General features: G+C 52.5%; 22 protein-coding genes. 15 read left to right on the top strand and 7 right to left on the bottom strand.

What is annotated here, in order from left to right; all coding sequences use genetic code 11:
• The first annotated feature begins 113 nt into the window (after positions 1–113).
• The 6 genes from mgtE to BJU60_RS12385 all read left to right on the top strand — a co-directional run bounded on the left by mgtE (position 114) and on the right by BJU60_RS12385 (position 6,005).
• On the top strand, positions 114–1,472 hold the full coding sequence (gene mgtE, locus BJU60_RS12360) for a magnesium transporter (protein WP_070329154.1): 1,359 nt from the start codon (positions 114–116) through the stop codon (positions 1,470–1,472).
• 143 nt (positions 1,473–1,615) lie between these two features.
• Complete coding sequence (locus tag BJU60_RS12365) at positions 1,616–3,400, top strand: solute:sodium symporter family transporter (RefSeq protein WP_070329155.1); 1,785 nt, start codon at positions 1,616–1,618, stop codon at positions 3,398–3,400.
• 186 nt (positions 3,401–3,586) lie between these two features.
• Positions 3,587–4,600: a serine hydrolase domain-containing protein gene (locus BJU60_RS12370; protein WP_070329156.1), complete on the top strand. Its 1,014-nt coding sequence runs from the start codon at positions 3,587–3,589 to the stop codon at positions 4,598–4,600.
• Positions 4,600–4,989 (top strand): GNAT family N-acetyltransferase, encoded by a 390-nt coding sequence (locus tag BJU60_RS12375; protein ID WP_070329157.1) that lies wholly within the window; start codon positions 4,600–4,602, stop codon positions 4,987–4,989. Before BJU60_RS12370 ends, BJU60_RS12375 begins: the two co-directional genes overlap by 1 nt.
• 12 nt (positions 4,990–5,001) lie before the next feature.
• The gene (locus BJU60_RS12380) at positions 5,002–5,706 is read left to right on the top strand and encodes an SDR family NAD(P)-dependent oxidoreductase (RefSeq protein WP_070329158.1); all 705 of its coding nucleotides are present in this window, start codon (positions 5,002–5,004) and stop codon (positions 5,704–5,706) included.
• Between the two features lie 89 nt (positions 5,707–5,795).
• Positions 5,796–6,005 (top strand): hypothetical protein, encoded by a 210-nt coding sequence (locus tag BJU60_RS12385; protein ID WP_070329159.1) that lies wholly within the window; start codon positions 5,796–5,798, stop codon positions 6,003–6,005.
• A gap of 18 nt (positions 6,006–6,023) precedes the next feature.
• Here the strand turns inward: BJU60_RS12385 and BJU60_RS12390 are convergent, their stop codons facing one another.
• A complete protein-coding gene (locus BJU60_RS12390; protein ID WP_070329160.1) occupies positions 6,024–6,467 on the bottom strand; it encodes a hypothetical protein in 444 nt (147 codons plus the stop codon).
• 145 nt (positions 6,468–6,612) lie between these two features.
• Between BJU60_RS12390 and BJU60_RS12395 the strand changes: the two genes are divergently transcribed.
• Positions 6,613–7,608, top strand: a complete 996-nt coding sequence (locus BJU60_RS12395; RefSeq protein ID WP_070329161.1) for an MDR family oxidoreductase — start codon at positions 6,613–6,615, stop codon at positions 7,606–7,608.
• 61 nt (positions 7,609–7,669) lie between these two features.
• On the opposite strand, the gene BJU60_RS12400 is transcribed toward BJU60_RS12395, so the two are convergent.
• Together BJU60_RS12400 and BJU60_RS12410 are read right to left on the bottom strand one after the other, a co-directional pair.
• Entirely contained in the window at positions 7,670–9,184 is a 1,515-nt protein-coding gene (locus tag BJU60_RS12400; RefSeq protein WP_328591040.1) for a UDP-N-acetylmuramoyl-L-alanyl-D-glutamate--2,6-diaminopimelate ligase, read from the bottom strand.
• 294 nt (positions 9,185–9,478) lie between these two features.
• The gene (locus tag BJU60_RS12410) at positions 9,479–9,712 is read right to left on the bottom strand and encodes a hypothetical protein (RefSeq protein WP_070329164.1); all 234 of its coding nucleotides are present in this window, start codon (positions 9,710–9,712) and stop codon (positions 9,479–9,481) included.
• Positions 9,713–9,840: 128 nt separating this feature from the next.
• On the opposite strand from BJU60_RS12410, the gene BJU60_RS12415 reads away from it, so the two are divergent.
• Together BJU60_RS12415 and BJU60_RS12420 are read left to right on the top strand one after the other, a co-directional pair.
• Complete coding sequence (locus tag BJU60_RS12415; RefSeq protein WP_236636574.1) at positions 9,841–10,056, top strand: zinc-ribbon domain-containing protein; 216 nt, start codon at positions 9,841–9,843, stop codon at positions 10,054–10,056.
• Between the two features lie 174 nt (positions 10,057–10,230).
• The gene (locus BJU60_RS12420; RefSeq protein ID WP_070329165.1) at positions 10,231–10,494 is read left to right on the top strand and encodes a hypothetical protein; all 264 of its coding nucleotides are present in this window, start codon (positions 10,231–10,233) and stop codon (positions 10,492–10,494) included.
• A gap of 15 nt (positions 10,495–10,509) precedes the next feature.
• On the opposite strand, the gene BJU60_RS12425 is transcribed toward BJU60_RS12420, so the two are convergent.
• Complete coding sequence (locus tag BJU60_RS12425; protein WP_167615745.1) at positions 10,510–11,307, bottom strand: HAD-IIB family hydrolase; 798 nt, start codon at positions 11,305–11,307, stop codon at positions 10,510–10,512.
• 64 nt (positions 11,308–11,371) lie between these two features.
• Here BJU60_RS12425 and BJU60_RS12430 point away from each other — a divergent pair, with 64 nt between their 5' ends.
• Positions 11,372–11,623 carry a hypothetical protein gene (locus BJU60_RS12430; protein ID WP_070329166.1) on the top strand — a complete coding sequence of 84 codons (252 nt, stop codon included), beginning with the start codon at positions 11,372–11,374 and terminating at the stop codon, positions 11,621–11,623.
• Between the two features lie 251 nt (positions 11,624–11,874).
• On the opposite strand, the gene BJU60_RS12435 is transcribed toward BJU60_RS12430, so the two are convergent.
• A complete protein-coding gene (locus tag BJU60_RS12435) occupies positions 11,875–12,951 on the bottom strand; it encodes an RNA-guided endonuclease InsQ/TnpB family protein (protein ID WP_070329167.1) in 1,077 nt (358 codons plus the stop codon).
• Positions 12,952–12,955: 4 nt separating this feature from the next.
• A complete protein-coding gene (tnpA, locus tag BJU60_RS15055; protein WP_083274143.1) occupies positions 12,956–13,354 on the bottom strand; it encodes an IS200/IS605 family transposase in 399 nt (132 codons plus the stop codon).
• Positions 13,355–13,523: 169 nt separating this feature from the next.
• On the opposite strand from tnpA, the gene BJU60_RS12440 reads away from it, so the two are divergent.
• From BJU60_RS12440 to BJU60_RS12455, 4 genes are all read left to right on the top strand, one after another.
• Positions 13,524–14,084 carry an RNA polymerase sigma factor gene (locus tag BJU60_RS12440; RefSeq protein WP_070329168.1) on the top strand — a complete coding sequence of 187 codons (561 nt, stop codon included), beginning with the start codon at positions 13,524–13,526 and terminating at the stop codon, positions 14,082–14,084.
• Positions 14,081–14,794 carry an anti-sigma factor gene (locus tag BJU60_RS12445; RefSeq protein WP_070329169.1) on the top strand — a complete coding sequence of 238 codons (714 nt, stop codon included), beginning with the start codon at positions 14,081–14,083 and terminating at the stop codon, positions 14,792–14,794. Before BJU60_RS12440 ends, BJU60_RS12445 begins: the two co-directional genes overlap by 4 nt.
• Positions 14,795–14,877: 83 nt before the next feature.
• Positions 14,878–15,789 (top strand): Gfo/Idh/MocA family protein, encoded by a 912-nt coding sequence (locus BJU60_RS12450; protein ID WP_070329170.1) that lies wholly within the window; start codon positions 14,878–14,880, stop codon positions 15,787–15,789.
• A 16-nt stretch (positions 15,790–15,805) separates the two neighbouring features.
• Positions 15,806–15,991 carry a hypothetical protein gene (locus BJU60_RS12455; RefSeq protein ID WP_070329171.1) on the top strand — a complete coding sequence of 62 codons (186 nt, stop codon included), beginning with the start codon at positions 15,806–15,808 and terminating at the stop codon, positions 15,989–15,991.
• 37 nt (positions 15,992–16,028) lie between these two features.
• On the opposite strand, the gene BJU60_RS12460 is transcribed toward BJU60_RS12455, so the two are convergent.
• The gene (locus tag BJU60_RS12460; protein ID WP_070329172.1) at positions 16,029–16,946 is read right to left on the bottom strand and encodes a DMT family transporter; all 918 of its coding nucleotides are present in this window, start codon (positions 16,944–16,946) and stop codon (positions 16,029–16,031) included.
• 328 nt (positions 16,947–17,274) lie between these two features.
• Between BJU60_RS12460 and BJU60_RS12465 the strand changes: the two genes are divergently transcribed.
• Positions 17,275–17,463 carry an ATP-binding cassette domain-containing protein gene (locus BJU60_RS12465; RefSeq protein ID WP_070329173.1) on the top strand — a complete coding sequence of 63 codons (189 nt, stop codon included), beginning with the start codon at positions 17,275–17,277 and terminating at the stop codon, positions 17,461–17,463.
• The last annotated feature ends 247 nt before the right edge of the window (positions 17,464–17,710 follow it).

Raw genomic sequence — 17,710 nt, forward strand, 5'->3', positions numbered from 1 at the left:
AGGATGGATACACGATGTATGAACTGTGAATAAAATCCATTATTTTTTCTTTTCAAATTAAGGTACGATAACGACAGGATACGAAAAATGACTTTAGAAAAGGAAGTGAGTCGATGGCCATCGAACGTACAGAACGCGCGCGTCATGAAGCCCAAGTGACAGCGCTCATCCAAAAAGGGGATCCGGTCGATTTCCGCGACGTGTTTTTAACACTTCACCCGGGTGAACAGGCCGACATCTTCATCGAACTTAACCAACCCGATCGGGCGTTTGTATACAGCGCTTTATCACCTGAAGAGTACACCGATTTATTTGAAAAATTAGAGCTCGATGAACAACCGCAGTTCATCCAAGAAATGCCACGCCCATATGCGGTCAGCGTCTTAAACGATATGTTCTCGGATAATGCCGCCGATCTCATGAACGAACTTCCGGACGATTTCATGAACGAACTATTCGAACAGATGGACGAGACCGAGGCGACCGAGGTCAAAGACTTGATGCGCTATCCGGACGATACGGCCGGTGCCATCATGACGACCGAGTTCATCGTGTTACAGGCCGACAAAACGATCGGGGCGACACTCGAAGAGTTGCGTGACCTCGGTCCTGAAGCTGAGACAATTTACTATTTATATGTAATCGATGTAGACCGACGTCTCGTCGGCGTTGTGTCGCTCCGTGATTTGATCGTCTCCCCACTCGACCATCTCATCGCTGACATCATGGGGCGGCGGGTCGTTTCGGCCCACGTCATGGCCGATCAAGAAGACTTGGCCCGAACCGTCCAAAAGTATGACTTGCTCGCGCTCCCGGTCATCGATAGCGATGATCACCTGCTCGGCATCATCACCGTCGACGACGTCATGGACGTCATCGAACGCGAGACGACCGAAGACTTTGAAGAGCTGTCCGCGACGAAAGGCTCGTCTGACATCAACATGGGACCGGTCGAGGCAGCGAAAAAACGTGCCCCTTGGATCATCAGCCTCATGTTCCTCGGGATGATCACCGCATCGACGATCGGTGGATTTGAAGATACGCTCGAGACGATCGTTTTGCTCGCCGTCTTCATGCCACTCGTCATGGGATCGGCCGGAAACGCCGCCACCCAGTCGCTCGTCGTCGCCGTGCGTTCGATCGCACTCGGCACGATCAACCGGAAAAATGTCGCCAAGATGATTCGCCGGGAGTTCGGAACCGGTGTCCTGCTTGGACTCGCCTGTATGGTCGTTATTTTCGGGGTCATCACGGTCCTGTACGATAGCGCCTTGATCGGCATGATCGTCGGCTTGTCGATTTTTGCCTCACTGAGCGTTGCCACGATTGTCGGTACACTCGTCCCACTCTTGATCAACCGCCTGAAACTCGATCCGGCCGTGGCCTCGGGTCCATTCATCACGACGGTCGTGGACAATCTCGGATTGATCATCTACTTCACTGTCGCCACTTCATTGCTTCGCTTTTTCTGACACCTGACGTTTCAGGTGTCTTTTTTCGTGTGAGCTTTGTTACGGTTTGTTTACAAAAGCGATGATGGGAAATAATTATCGTGCCAGTCGGGTAATTACGAAAAGTACTTATAGATAAGAAGTAATACAAGGAGGGATAAATCGTGACGATTCAACAAGTTATATACATATTAGTGACCGGAGCCTTATTCATGGGACTCGTCGCTTACGTATCCTATCGCCTGACAAAAGGAAAAGTCGACAGCGCCGATGATTATTTCTTGGCTGGTCGCGGGCTGACCGGTCTCTTCATCGCCGGGTCGCTCCTGCTCACAAACTTATCGGCCGAGCAGTTGATCGGCTTGAACGGACAGTCGTTCGCAGGCAACATGTCGGCGATGGCGTGGGAAGTGACGGCCGGGATTGCCGCCATCATCATGGCACTATTCCTACTGCCACGCTTTCTCGGCATCGGGATCACGACGATCCCTGAGTTTTTAAGCCAACGCTATGACGAGGACGTCCGGCGCTTGACCGTCCTCTTGTTCTTGTTCGGTTACATGTGCGTCACGATTCCGTCGATGCTCTATTCCGGCGGCCTCGCGGTCCTTCAGCTCTTCGACGTGCCCGAACTGCTCGGGATCAGCTTTGAACAGTCACTTTGGCTCGTCATTTGGTTCATCGGCATCATCGGCGCTATCTACGCCATTTTCGGCGGCCTCCGCGCCGTCGCGGTGTCGGATACACTCAACGGCATCGGGCTCATCATCATCGGCTTCCTCGTCCCGACGCTCGGCTTTATCGCACTCGGCGACGGCAGCGTCGTCGAAGGAATGAAGACGATCGCGACGTCGAGCCCTGAAAAGTTGAACGCGATCGGGTCATCGAACGACTCGGTGCCATTCCTATCCATCTTCACCGGAATGATTTTCGCGAACTTGTTCTACTGGGCGTTGAATCAATATGTCATTCAACGGGCTCTTGGGGCTAAAAACCTCGCCGAAGGACAAAAAGGTGTCCTCTTCACCGGTTATTTGAAGTTGCTCGTTCCGATCTTTATGCTGCTTCCAGGCATCATCGCGTTTCACTTATACGGCACGAACATGGACAAGGCAGACCTCGCCTATCCGAGTTTGATCGCCGACTTGTTACCGACGTGGCTCATGGGCTTCTTCCTCGCCGTCTTGCTCGGTGCGGTGTTCAGTTCGTTCAACTCATTGCTGAACAGTATCGCCACACTGTTCGTGCTCGACATTTATAAACCGAAGTTCAAACCCGATGCCTCGGACAAAGATTTGATCCGGGTCAGCAAATGGTTCGGGACGTTCGTCGCGCTCGTCTCGTTCTTCGTCGCACCGAACTTGATGTACGCGCCGGACGGTCTTTGGGACTTGATTCGCCGTTTCACCGGTTTCTTCAACATCCCGATTCTCGTCGTCGTCTTGATTGGCATGCTCGTCAAGCGCGTGCCGCCGATCGCCGCTAAAATCGTCATCGGCTTCCACGTCATCACGTACTACTTCTTAGTCTGGGGTATGAAACAATGGTTCGGATTTGACCTTGGCATCAACTTCATCCACATCTACGGCATCTTGTTCGTCATCGAGACGAGTATCATGTTGTTGTTCGCCAAACTGCGTCCGATGCAACAAATCAAGCCGATCCGGATCGACCTCGGTCGGGTGAAACCTTGGCGTCATGCGATCTCGACGTCAATCATCCTCGTCGCCTCGATGGTGTTCGTCTACTTCGTCTTCTCTCCGATCGGTCTCGCCTATGCGGACGGGATCGTCTCGGGCTGGTTCTGGCCAGCGACGCTGACATTGTTCGCCGCGACGAGCGGTCTCGTCTGGGTATCGTACCGGTACTGGCTCCCGAGATACGAGGTGTACTTGAACAACCTTGGAACGACCGAAACTGAGATCGAAGAAAAAGCGAGCGGCGGGTGACCTGCCTCTTTACAAAAACACCGTTCCTGCTGAAATGAATCAGTTCGAACGGTGTTTTTTCATCTGCAAAATCGCCTCACCATAAGAATGACACCTATCATTTTTCCATTATTTAGGTTAATGTGTAATGGTATGATTTACATACTTAGAAACGGAAAGGAACAGCCAAACGTCGGAGGTCCACTCATGAATACTAATTGGTCAGATTTTGAAATCTCATCCGCTTTTTCAGGCACATGTCTCGCTGTCCGAAAGCATGACCTATTAATCGAACGCCAACAAGGATATGCGAATCGTTCCGAACGACTGCCAAACCGTGACGTGACTCGTTTCGGGATCGCCTCTGGCTGTAAGCTGTTCACGGCGATCGCCATCTGTCAGCTCGTCGAACAAGGGAAGCTGGCGTTCACTTCGCTGCTCCGAGACTGTCTATCCCTTGATTTACCTAAGTTTGATACACGTGTGACAGTCGAAACGTTACTCACTCATACGTCAGGCATCCCGGACTATTTTGATGAATCCGTCATGGACGACTTTGAAGAGTTATGGCAAGTTCGGCCGATGTATCAGCTACGACGATTGAGCGACTTTTTGCCCATGTTCCAGCAACAGTCAATGAAACATGAAATCGGCGAATTCCACTATAATAACGCCGGTTACATTTTGCTCGGTCTCATTGTCGAACAAGCGAGCGGATTGACGTTCTCGGATTACATCGAACAGTTCATCTTCACACCGGCCGGCATGACCGATTCCGGTTACTTCTCGCTTGACGCCCTGCCTGCTGATACAGCGCTCGGCTACATCAACAATCCGGACGGTTCATGGCGGACGAACCAGTACTCTATTCCCGTCAAAGGCGGTTCGGACGGAGGGGCGTTCGTAACGGTGGCCGACATGGCCAAACTATGGGACGCGTTGCTCGGGCACCGTCTTCTCGGACAACAGATGACAGCACGATTGTTGACTCCTCACGTGACCGTCAATGACCGGGGCGGACATTACGGGTATGGCGTCTGGATTCAACTCGAACCCAATGAAGATGTATTCAAATATCACGTGATGGGCTACGATCCCGGTGTCAGCTTCCATTCTGCCTATTACCCTGCTTTAAAAGTCATTTCGATCGTCTGTTCGAACGAGTCAGAGGGGGCGTTTGATGTGATGAAAGCGATTGAAGTGAAAGTGGGTGTGTCTTGATGATCATCCGTCTTTACGATGAACGAGATTTTGAACAGATTCAAGCATTGAACGAAGCTGAGGGCTGGCACCAGCTCGTTCGTCAAGATGAGTTGACAAAAGAAGCATGGCGCCGCTCGAACATCGCTTTCGTCATCGAGTCTGAAACGGGACACGTGATCGCCTATCTTCGCGGTTTGACCGACACAAAAGTCAGCCTTTACGTGTGCGAGTTGCTCATCGCTGCTTCGCACCGCCGGCTTGGCCTCGGGGAACGGTTATTGACACACGTCCATGCACTCTATCCTGAGACACGACTCGAGATGCTCGCGAGCGCTTCCTCGCATACGTATTATGAACGCTTGAACTTCCGCCCCTTCTACGGTTTTCGAAAAACGATTCACGAATAGGAGAGAATTTATTTGAAACTTGCCCTTGTCACCGGTGCGTCACGCGGTCTCGGCCGTGCTGTCGCTGAAGAACTGTCGAGACGAAACTACGACGTCATCAACCTATCACGCTCGCAATCACGCGATTTAACGTTCAAACATATCGAAGTCGATTTATCCGACGTATCGAGTACACTTCGAGCCCTTGACCAAATCAAGCCGTACATCGCTGACGCCACGTCGCTACTCATCATCCAAAATGCGGCGTTGATCGAACCGATTCATCGGGCCGGCCACCTCGACACGGAGCAGCTCACCGCTCACGTTCAGGCGAATCTGCTCGCCCCGATGCTGATCACGAACGCCGTCCTCGCTTACGATGTGCCCGTCTCGCTCATCCACGTGACGTCAGGTGCCGCCAAACGTCCGATCTCGGGGTGGAGCGCCTACTGCGGCACGAAAGCTGGACTCGACCACTTTAGTGAGACCGTCGCGCTCGAACTAGAAGGAACGAGACATCGCCTCGCCTTGTTCAACCCGGGCGTGATGGACACATCCATGCAACAGACGATCCGCGCGTCTTCACGAGAAGCGTTTCAAGATGTCGAACAGTTTCAAGCTTACGAGACGGAAGGAAAACTCCGCTCGCCTGAGACGGTCGGCCGCGTCCTCGTCGAGCAGTTGATCGACAAGCCGTTTGTCAATGGAAAAACGTATACCATCCACGACCTCATCTAATTTTCAACCAGGTATAAAAATAGACCAACCCTGTCTCGTTTGACCGGCTACACTAGAGTCAAATCAAATGAGAAAGGGTGGCGTGATGTATGAAGACTATAGCGGGAGGATTGCTGTTTTTCGGGATATTCAGCCTCGTGCTATCGTTCACGATGATTGGAGATATCGCGATCGTCGGAGCGTTGGTGAGCGGTGTGTCCCTGCTGTGTAGCGTCGGGCTCTGGTTCGGTGCCACGGAAGTGATGCGTATGCGTATGGACATGAGCGAAGTCAAAAAAACGTCTTTCCCTTCTGAATAAGGGAAAGACGTTTTGGATTCAGTTTTGGTTATCGGTCTCATCTTCAAAGTCATCATCGGCAAACTCTTCAAAATCGTACTCTTCGAAGTCTGCCTCATCGATAAAGATGTCACGATCATTGACGACGTGAATCGGGCCATTGGCCACATCGATTCGAATCGTCCATGCCCATGGAATGCGCAGTCGGCTATATACGCCCGTCCAGAATTCCATCGATTCTTGCTCGTATCGTTCGAACTCTGTCAGTAACTCTTTAAACGTTACTCCTGACAACTGGAAGTTTGATTCTTGGATTCGCTCGAGCGCGTTATGTGTCGCTTCAAGCTCCGCCGCGCGGACCATCTCTTCGGCAGTCGCCATTTCGAGAATAGTTCCATCTGGTGGCAGAATGTCGTATACGTTGAACAATTCGCCTTCTTCTACTTCTACTTCTTCATCAAACTCATAGTCGTCGTGCCGCATGCTTCATTCCTCCTCACTCTAATTGAATCTACTACATTGTACCATTCCACACCTCGTTATAACGAAACATTCGCGTATATATTTTCCAGAGTGGGTAATGATACAAAGGGAACAGATTTGCCATACAGAAAGGGGCCAATTTACAATGAACGACTCATTTCAAGCACTCGTGCTCGACAATCGTGACGACCGACTCCATTCCGAGGTGACTGAGGTCGAGCTCGACTCACTACCTAAAGAAGAGGACGGCAACGTCCTCGTCGAGGTCCATTATTCGGCACTCAACTACAAAGACGCCCTCGGATTGACCGGATCGGGCAAAATCGTCAGCCATTATCCGTTCATCCCAGGCTGCGAATTCGTCGGGAAAGTCACCGAATCTGATCATCTTGATTTCAAGCCTGGGGACGAAGTCATCGCGACCGGCTTTGGCATCGGTGAGCGTCATTTCGGTGGCTTCAGCCAGTTTGCACAAGTTCCAGGAAATTGGCTCGTGAAATTACCGGAAGGCATGAACATGCGAGATGCCATCACGATCGGGACACCCGGACTGACCGCCATGTTCGCGATTGAGGCACTCGAACACGAAGGCGTTCATCCCGGTCAAGAAGTGCTCGTCACGGGAGCATCCGGAGGAGTTGGAAGTTTCTCGATTGCCTTGCTCCATAAACTCGGCTATCACGCCATTGCCTCGACTGGAAAAACAGATTCATCTTATTTAACTGATCTCGGTGCTGAACAGACAATACCACGCAGTGAATTGGAAGGAACCCCCCGACCACTCGCTCGCCAACGGTTCGATGCTGCGATCGACTCGATCGGTGGTAACACACTCGCAAATATTTTAAGCCAAACCCGATACGAAGGAACCGTCGCCGCTTGTGGACTAGTTGGAGGGCACGAACTTCCTGCGACCGTCTACCCGTTCATCCTGCGAGGCGTCCGTCTCGTCGGCATCGATTCGGTCATGCAGCCGATCGCAAGACGAGTGACGGCGTGGGAGCGTCTACACGAGCTGATCGAACCGCACGTACTCAACCAGATGGTGCACGAGATCCCGCTCCATGACGTCCCGCGTCAAGCCGAGGCGATGATGCGCGGTGAGCTGAGTGGCCGGACCGTCGTCCGCATGAACGACTAAACGTCAAAGAAGGGCTGAATCCAACGATTCAGCCCTTCTTCTGTATGCTTGGTAATGAAATTCAAACGGCCGGTTCTTGGCCTTTTAATTTTTTCAGTTCTTCTAACAAGATATCCGATTCATTGAACGGGATCGCTTCGCTGCCGACACGTTCGACATGGTCGTGCCCTTTTCCGACGACGACGATGCGCTTGCCGTCGAGCGCTTGCACGGCCGCGTGGTGCAACGCGTCTCTTCGTGCTTCAAACGTCACATAATGCGTGTCCGCGTCGACCCCTTCGAGCAGCCCGTCGATGATCTGCTTCGGATTTTCGGTTCGGACATCGTGTACCGTCACAATCAAATCGTCCGAATAGCGGCTCGCGATGCGTCCCATCTCAGCCCGTTTCGTCGGGTCACGGTCTCCGGCCGCGCTCAAGACGACGACGAGCTGCCGCTCCCCTTTTTGTAAAGTGGACAGACATTTTTCAAGCCCGTCCGGTGTATGGGCGTAGTCGATATAAATCTCCGCATCTTCCGTGTCAAGCCGCTCGAGACGACCTTTCGGAAGTGTGAGCCCTGGAACATTATCGATAATCGCGCGAAGCATGAGCTCCGACGTCGAGACGAGACCGATGGCCGCGGCCAAGTTGGCAGCGTTGAACGATCCCATAAAGTGAACAGGTGCTTCGATTGTCATCGCGTTCATTTTGATGCGGACGGTGTGACCTAGCCAGATGACTTGAATATCGGCCGGGACGTCTGCGTGCGTACTGTACATGACTTTCCGCCGCGTCGGTGCGAATGCGGCCATCGTCTCGCTCGCCGGGTCTTCCGCGTTCAAGATGATGGCGTCGCCGTCCGTCGTTTCAACTTGTTCGAATAGACGCGCTTTCGCCCGTGCGTATTCATCCATTGAACGGTGGTAGTCGAGGTGGTCGTGCGTCAAGTTCGTAAACGCCGCCGCATGGAAGCGGACTCCTTCGACGCGCCCTTCCATCATGGCGTGCGACGATACTTCGACGACACAGTCGGTCACCCCGGCATCTGCCATTTCGGCCAAGATGCGGTGCAAGACGACGGCTTCTGGCGTCGTGTTAGGCGTCTTTAACTTCTTATCTTTATAACGGGCTCCAATCGTACTGACAATCCCGACCGGACGTCCTGATAAACGAAATAAATCATATGTTAACGTAGCAGTCGTCGTCTTCCCGTTCGTACCGGTGACGCCGTAAATTCGCATCCGATGGGACGGGTGGTCGTAAAACGCGCTCGCCACCACTCCGGCCGTTCGTTTCGTATCGGCAACGACAATGTTTGGCACCTCGAGGTCAAGCGGAGATTCAGAAATCACCGCGCTCGCTCCTTTAGAGACAGCGTCTTCGGCGAATTCATGTCCGTCCACCGTATAACCACGGATGCATATAAACAAATTCCCTGGACTGACCTTTCTGGAATCTGTTTCAATTCCGGTCACCCATGGATCACATTCGATATCATCCATCTCATTTCCTAGAATGGCGGATAAATGTTTCGTCCTCATGCTGTGTACTTCCTTTCTCATGGGTGTCGCTAGGTTAACAAACCTTATCGTCATGGTACTAGATTTTAGGCTGAAATAGAGATGACAAATATATTACTTCCCTCTTTCATAGGAAAACATACGTCTAACCAGAAAATTCCTAGCCCATAACGGGACTAGGAATTCATTTCGCTATCCGTGAACCGAAGTCCTTGTTCAGCGAAAGCACTCTTTAACAATCGAAACACACTCGGTCCGACACCATGCATCACGGCGATCTTCATTCTCGGATAAGCCATGAGTTGTTCGAGCGTATCAGTAGAGGCGGCAGTGCGCGTTCTGCCGGCGCCGAACATTTGGGGAGTGGCGTCATCCGACTCCCTCTTCTCCTCCAAATTTCCGGTCGACCATCGGGAGGCAGGCGAGGATGCGCTCGATGCAAAACGTCCGCCGGGCTTGCTTCATGATGTCCCATGCGATTACTTGTTCCCCTTGTAGCTTCATCAACTTGACCCGTCGCTTCGAGATGATCCCGTGACGATCCACATACATCAATTCGACGACCCGGCCCATCCGCATCCAACGCGTCACTTCATCCTTCATCCTGCCCCCTCCTTTGTTACATTCATTATACAGAACATTTGTTCTTGTTTCTAATCTAAAGGTGTACGTTTGAGTAATTTCCCGTATGCTAGAAGAAACGAATCTTTTGTGAAAGGGGTACGCCCGTCATGACATACGTCATGTTGGCCGTTTTGGCCATCTTCTTATTTATTTCCATGATTTTTGCCGCCAAGGCGTTGCCGAACTTGAAAGACGTCTTATTCAACCGCGGAAGCTTGTTCGGTCAAGAGAGCAAGACCGTCACGTGCCCGAACTGTAAACAGACGTTCAAACGGGCACCGGGCAGTAGCCAAACTTGCCCCCACTGCTATCATTCATTTTGACCTAAAACACCCGAAGACCCGCACAAACGGTTCTTCGGGTGTTTTTGAATGTGCTCCGCGGTCAAAGTAACCGTTTACGGCACGGTGATTAGTGAAATATAACCATTACTTATTTAGCCGATTGACCACCGCGACCAAAACATGAGAGAACTGGACCCTCTAAAGGAGTTTACAATGTCATTTATTACCGACCACGAATTGTACGAACGCATCCAACAAAAAGACACCCTCGCTTTAGAACTCCTATACGACCGTTACGAACGAATCTTATACGCCGTTACACTGCGTTTGACGACACGCCCTGACTTGGCGGAAGCCGCCCTCGTGACCGTGTTCACCGAACTTTGGCACAGTCACGTCTCGTTTGATTTTTCCACGAGAACGGTTCGGTCCTATTTGCTCGCGAGCGCGCAACAATCGGCACTCCGTTTCGCTTAAAGTGCATGAAGTGAACTAGTGCGACCGTGTCTCCTGCACAAACCGCATCAACACCTCTAGTATTCCTTCCGCATAACTTCCCGCGGTCACACGATCGTGCTCAGACATGGCTTGCTCCGTCCCGTTGCCGAGGACGTATCCGTTACCGACGTGCTTCAACATCGCCAAGTCGTTCCCACTGTCACCGAACGCATACGCTTCGCCCACTTGAAATGCACAGCGGGTACAGACGTAATCGACCGCGGCGGTCTTCCCGGCTCCGCGTGGGATGAAGTCGATATCATACGCCCCGACGGGATCTCCGGCGAGCGGATTGCAGCGACTGACGTTGACCGCGATCCCAAAATCACGAGCGGCCGTTTGGATACGCTCTAGCTCGACTTCATCTTCACCGAAGTAATAATAGTTGTGCATCCACGCGTTCGTCCCCATGTTCGTCTGCGGCTCAATCGTGAGCGCATGGTGAGTCACGACCTGTTCGACACGGCGAGAGAAATCAGACGGGAACAGTGACTGGAAGTTCGAGTCTAGCTCGAGTTCTCCTGCAGTTGTGACATGGTATAACTCTGTCCCGAGGCTCGAGGCGATCCGATGCGGAAAGTAGCGCATGTCGGCCCGCCTCACCTTCTCAGCAATCGTCTCAAGCGAGCTCCCCGTCACCCACATCGTCGAAAACCGATGGGAGTGCTGCTCGAGAAAATCTTCAAGCCGCCGCAAGTGCTCGAGCTGTTCAGCCGTACACGCATGCGGGAAATACGTCTCGTCGAAATCAAAACAGACGAGCGTCCGCCCCTCGTTCGTAAATCGTTTCATGGTCATCCTCCTTGTGTCGTCATACCCCATCTCGTATAGTAAAAGGACGAAAGGAATGAGCGACATGAAAAATCGATTAAGTCGGTACTACTGTCAGTATAGCGGAATCCTGATCGGTTTCGCCCTCGTCTTCGCCTTTTTGTCCGGCGTGCGGACGTATCCGTTCTGGCATCAGTCGCTGTCAAACGGGCCCGCGCTTGTCATGACACTCGTCACGGCGGCGCTCTTCAGCTACGCGACACATCAGCTGCTCACCTACTTGAATTTACGACTCTTCCGTCAAATCGGGGATGCAACTTCCACGTGTTCACGTTGAACACGATGGTTACATACGACTGTTCACAAAATAGTCATATCAAATAGGCATCCATTTTACGGTTTCATCCGTTAGATCAATACAAGGGACTCCCTTCATGATTGACACTCCCACGGCTAAAGCCGCAAGCCCATCCCTTCAGGATGAGTGGGATTCCGAAGTGCTTGTGCGAACGCAGTCCATTTCTGTTTTGTCCGAGCCTTCAGATGAGGGTGTGCCATCACCCCTCCTGAGACAGACCCTATAGGTTCTCAGGCTGGTCGACTGTCACCATCGACCACAGGTGCGTATCGGATGTTCATCGCACCGACTAGATCTCTGTGTTTTTTGAATCCGCACGGACAGGCGTACGTCCGGTCTTTCGCTTTGTTTCGTTCGCCGCAGGAAGGGCATGTCTGGGAGGTATAGGCCGGATTGACATATTCGACCTTGATCCCTTCGAGCTTTGCCTTGTACTCGATGAACAATGCCAAGCGATAGAACGACCAGGTGTGCAGGTTCTTGTTGTGTTTACGGCTTGTTCTTGCCGTCTGTCGGATGTTCGCCAGTTTTTCTAGGCGGATGACAGAAATATGGTTCTCTTGCGCGAAGTCGACGATCTCACGGCTCACCTTGTGATCTTTGTCTTTCATCCAGCGCTGTTCTTTGTTGTTCAGCTTCTTGATCGCATCCAGTTTCTTCTGTTGACCGAGCTCTTTCCGTTTCGCACGAAACTTGCGCTTCATATACTTGTTCTCACGCCCGTTCCCGAAGAACCGCGCCTTGCCACGATCTGTCGATGCGACGGCGGGGACTTTCAGGCCGAGGTCGACCCCGAGCACGTTGGTGCCCCCCTTCTCCGTCGTGAGGATCGTGACGGCGATCTGCGCGATCCACTTGTTCGATTTCTTCGTGATGCGGAGCGTTCCGAGCTTGTTGGCGAGGAGCGTGGCGTTCCGGTTGTCCGGGTCGACCATCTCGGCGCGGATTGCCGTCTTCTTGACCTTTCCGTCGATCATGATCGGGAAGGAGATCGACTCGAAGTCGAACGAGTAGTTTTGGTTGTTCCAGGTGCAGTACGGCTTCTTGAGGACAGGGACGACCTGGAAGTCCTTCTTCTTCGCCCTCCTGAACACGCTCTTCGCGTCTTGGATGGCCTGATTCTTGACGGCGCTGGGCAGGTCGGAACTCACGTTTTTGCTCGTCAGCTTTAAGCTTTCTCGAGCTTGCACCATGTCCGAGACGAGCTGGTTCGTCGTGCCGATGTAGGTGCGCATCATCCGCTTTAAGATCGATTGTTGCTCTTTTGTCGGACGAAGTTTGATGTTCACCGTCAATGTCTGCGACACGGTGTCACCCCCTTGTTTTTTGTTCCTCGACATAACGCTTGATGGTCTCACTGGAGACGCTTCCCTCCGTCGACACGAAGAAAGATCTCGTCCAAAGACTCGTGAGATGTGTGAGATGGGGAAACTCCTCTCGTAGTCGCTTCGACGAGACGCCTTTGATGCGCGCCATGATGTCAGACGGGCTGAGGGATGGCAACGCCGACAAGAATAGATGTGTGTGGTCCCGATCACACGCGATGGCGATGAGTCGAATGTCGAGCTCTTCGCAGACGTCACGGACGATCTCTTTGAATCGTTGCTCGAACGTATCGTCATCGAATAATTTTCGGCGATACCTCGGGCAGAACACGAAATGATATTGGATCATCGACACGGTGGTTTTGGTTCTTCTGTAATTGTTCATACGTTTATCGTATCATTAATTTTATTAGAGTGATACATTTTCTTGGGATAAGATCATACTTGTTGATTTCTGAAATTCCGACTAGCGGGACTCCGAAATCAAGCTCACGTTCATCCCACCACTAAAGGATTGGGCTTTCCCGTTCGCAAATTCTGTAAAGGAGAACGCCATGACTGATATTGAATTGTATGAGCGCGTCAGGAAAAAAGACAAGCAAGCGCTCGAAACACTATATGACCGCTACGAACGAATCTTGTACGCGTTCGTCATGCAACTGACGAAAGACCGCGACCTCGCCGAAGAAGCGATGCAAGAAGTCTTCATCAAGCTGTGGCGCGGCGGCGGTGTGTACGACGAGTCGAAAGGCAAGTTCAAATCGTGGCTGTTCACGATGAGCCGACACGTCACGATCGACTTGATTCGAAAACGCAAACCCGATTTACAGCTCGATGAATCATATGCTGAAGCGATTCCTTCCCCGTCCCCTTCTGTCGAGACCGAGGTCGAGTGGCAAGAAGAACGGGCCCAAATCGAGACGGCGATGGCCGAGTTGCCGGTCGAGCAACAAAAAGTCGTCCGGCTCATGTATTTCCAAGGTCTCAGCCAGCAGAAAATTGCCGATGCGTGCGACATCCCGCTCGGTACCGTAAAAGGAAGGATTCGATTAGCGCTGAAACAGTTACGAAAACATCTATCCCATGACGATATAGATAAGGAGGTGGAACGATGAACGCCTGTGACCAATTGATCGACTATTTCAACCAACATTTAACGGAAGACGAACGGATTCGCTTCGAGGCACATTTAGCAACATGCCAAACGTGCCAAGAAGAACTCGAACAACTCGAGGCACTCGTCGGAGGCGTCGCGTTCCTCTCTGAGCCGACCGAACCACCGAGCGGCATGAAGGCTCGCATCCTCGACAACGTCTTTGCCGAAGACACAACTGAACCGAAGCTCGTCAAAGCCGAACCGGCTCCCGTCACACCGTTCACGGAAACCCGTAAGAAGCAGAAGTCTTCGTGGGGAGCGCTCGCACTCGCGGCCGCACTCGTCCTCTCACTCGTCGGTAACGGCTATCTGTTGATGAATCAAGACGAGCCGACCGCGATTACCTTGACCGATACGGTGCCACTCGAAGGCGAATCAGAAGGGGTCGCCTACTTGGCCGAACAAGACGGCGATCGCCAACTCATCGTCCAGACGAACGGCCTCGCACCGCTCGAGGCGAACGAAGTGTATCAAGTCTGGTTGCTCAAGGACGAATCTCCGATTCCGACCGGTGCGTTCGTCACAGACGATAAAGGCAACGGTACCGTCATCTATACGCTCGACTCGACCGAGTCAGCGACAGATTGGGACACGGTCGCCGTCACGAAAGAGCCTGAACGGGGCAATCAAACACCCGAGGGCGACATCGTGTTAAGTGCCAGTCTCTGACATAGAACCGGATGACTTTACGCGTGAAGCGTAGGTGTCATCCGGTTCTTTTTTCGTTATGATGAGAGAAAGGAGTGGTACATATGAGAAAACCGAAAATCGGTGTCGTCGGCCTCGGCGGCATCGCCCAAAAAGCGTATTTGCCCATCTTGACGAACAGCACCTCGTTCGAACTCGTCGGCGCCTACTCTCCGACACAGGCTAAACGGGATGAAATTTGTCGGGCACATCGGATGGAATCGTTCACGGGACTCGATTCGCTCGCCTCGTCCGTCGATGCAGCGTTCGTCCATAGTTCGACCGAGACGCATTACGAGGTCGTTTCCTACTTACTCGCGCAAGGCGTCGACGTGTACGTCGACAAGCCGCTCGCCGCAACCGTCGAACAGGCCGAACGGCTCGTCGAAACGGCAGAACGTACGAACCGCAAGCTGATGGTCGGCTTTAACCGTCGCTTCGCCCCGATGTATAATCAAGTGAAGGCAGCGGCCCCGTTCCACTCGCTCGACTTCGTCAAGCACCGGGGGGACGGATTGCGCGGACACGATTACCGGTTCACGTTACTCGACGATTACTTGCACGTCGTCGATACGCTCCGCTATTTTGCCGGAAGCGACTTACGGCTCGTGACGGGACAGATCGAGACGACCGCATCGAACGGACTCCATTTCGCACGTCACGTCTGGCAAGATGAAAACGGCCTGCATACGACGTCGATGCACCGCAAGGCGGGCGTCAATCACGAAGGACTCGTCGCCATCAAGGACGGACTTCGGTTGACGGTCGATGAAATGGTGACGTTCCATCGCTTCGAACACGGCTCGCATTCGACCGAGACGTTCGGTTCGTGGGATACGTTGCTCACGCAACGCGGCTTCCAAGGAGCAATCGATCACTTCATCACGGCGCTGACTGACGATACCCCGATTTTGACGGACGGACGCGAGGCGTTGCTCACCCAACAACTAGTCACAGACTTGTTCAGCAGACGCTGAGAGGAGGAAAAATCAGATGGATTTCTTTTTCTACATCATGATCATCGCCGTCATCGCCATCGCCTCGGACACAATCATCAAGACGCGCAAAGCCCGCATCGAGGAGCTGCGGCTCAAAGTCGAGCAAGAAAAGCTGGCAATCCAGCGGCTCGAACTCGAGATGAAGCGCGACCAGGACAAATTGGATGACCACGGATTTTAAAAAGACGGTCGACCCTTCATTGGGCCGACCGTTCGTGTTATAAAATGTTTCGTTCGTATGAAGCCGTCACGTCGAGGCGACGCTTTTGGCGCCGTTCGACGAGTGTCGACCAGGTGACGGCCGTGACGATACAGGCAGCGCCGATGAAAAAGTTTCGGTCGAGCTGTTCGCCGAGAACGAGCCAACCGAGATAACCTCCGACGAGCGGCTGAAAGAAGAAGAACAACGACCCGACGCTCGCATCCATCAGTTCGAGTCCTTTGTTCCAAAAGAAGAACGCCCCGGCCGTCGAGATGATGCCGACGTATAAAACGCTGAGCCAAAGGACGCTCGTCATGTCTGGAACGCCAGACTGCACGACTTCTAGCCCCATGAGCGGTGTCATCAAGACGAAGGCGATCCCAATCGCGAACGTCGTGATCGTCAGAGACGAGACCGTTTGCGAGGCGACTTTGACATACACGGACATGAGCGCCCAGGTGATGGCGGCACCGACCAAGACGAGGCTGCCAAGCAAATACGTCCCATCGACGTGCCAGCCGACGACGATGATGACGCCGAGCGTCGCTAAGACGAGTGACCCAATTTTGACAGGTGTGAGCTGCTCTTTCAAAATCAACCGGGCGAACAACACCATGAACGCCGGCGTCGCTGCTGTCACGAGTGAACCGGTGTGGGCATCGGACAGCTTCGTGCCGATGAATTGGAATGAGATCGAGGCGACGTAACCGATCACACCGACGAGCGTGATCCATTTCAAATCCTCGCGCCTCACTTGTTCACGACCAAACAACGACCATGCCGCGAACAAGACGATGAACGCGACGGCGTAGCGCATCCAGACGAGCGTGAACGGCTCGATAAACCCGAGCGCATACTTACTGACGACGTACATACCGCCCCAAATACTAGCGGCGAGCGCCAAACTGATGGCACCGAGCCATTCCTTGCGCATCTTCATCCCTCCTTTGATTCCTAACTAATACGACGTCCATCGAATGAACTCCTGTTTTTCAAGCGTTGTCGAAACCCAAGAAATCGCTTACACTAGTTGTATCGATGATTGAAAGGAGGGAGAAAGGTGAACTTTGTCGAACGTACGCACTGGTCAACTGAACATTTGTACATTTTGCGTGCGATTTTTCACGATGTTGCTTAACCATAGGACCCGTCTGTCCTGTTTTAGACATTGCTGAAAATACGACGAAGCGCCTCTCTTCCTTACCGAGCGCTTGTTTGCGCTCGGTTTTTTTTGATAGGCCTCGACTTTAGGAGGAACTTACATGTTGATCGACATGCAACACATTCAAAAACAATTCGGTGGCCATGCCGTCTTAGTTGATGCTAATCTTCACGTGAACGCAGGCGAGCGGATCGGACTCGTCGGACGGAACGGCAGCGGTAAAACGACGTTGCTACACTTGATCGTCGGCACCGAGACGCCTGACGATGGCACAATTTATCAAAATTAGGCGAGAATACGCCCACTTCTAAACGACGCTGGCGAAGCCCTAGTGAAAGTGGGAGATGAATCGCCTTCGAACCAGGCTTGTCTTTCGATACGTCAATCGTTCGACATCGTGTTTGAACTTCCTGAAATCAGGTAAAAAATAAGTGTCACGTTCCTTGAAAACTGAAGATATAGGGTTGTGGCAGGAAGTTCGTCTGTCACGTAAAATCTTCAACGTTCACCTAGCGGATGACCGAAGTAGCGAAAAC

This window comes from Exiguobacterium aurantiacum (assembly GCF_001766415.1).
GTDB lineage: Bacteria > Bacillota > Bacilli > Exiguobacteriales > Exiguobacteriaceae > Exiguobacterium > Exiguobacterium aurantiacum_A.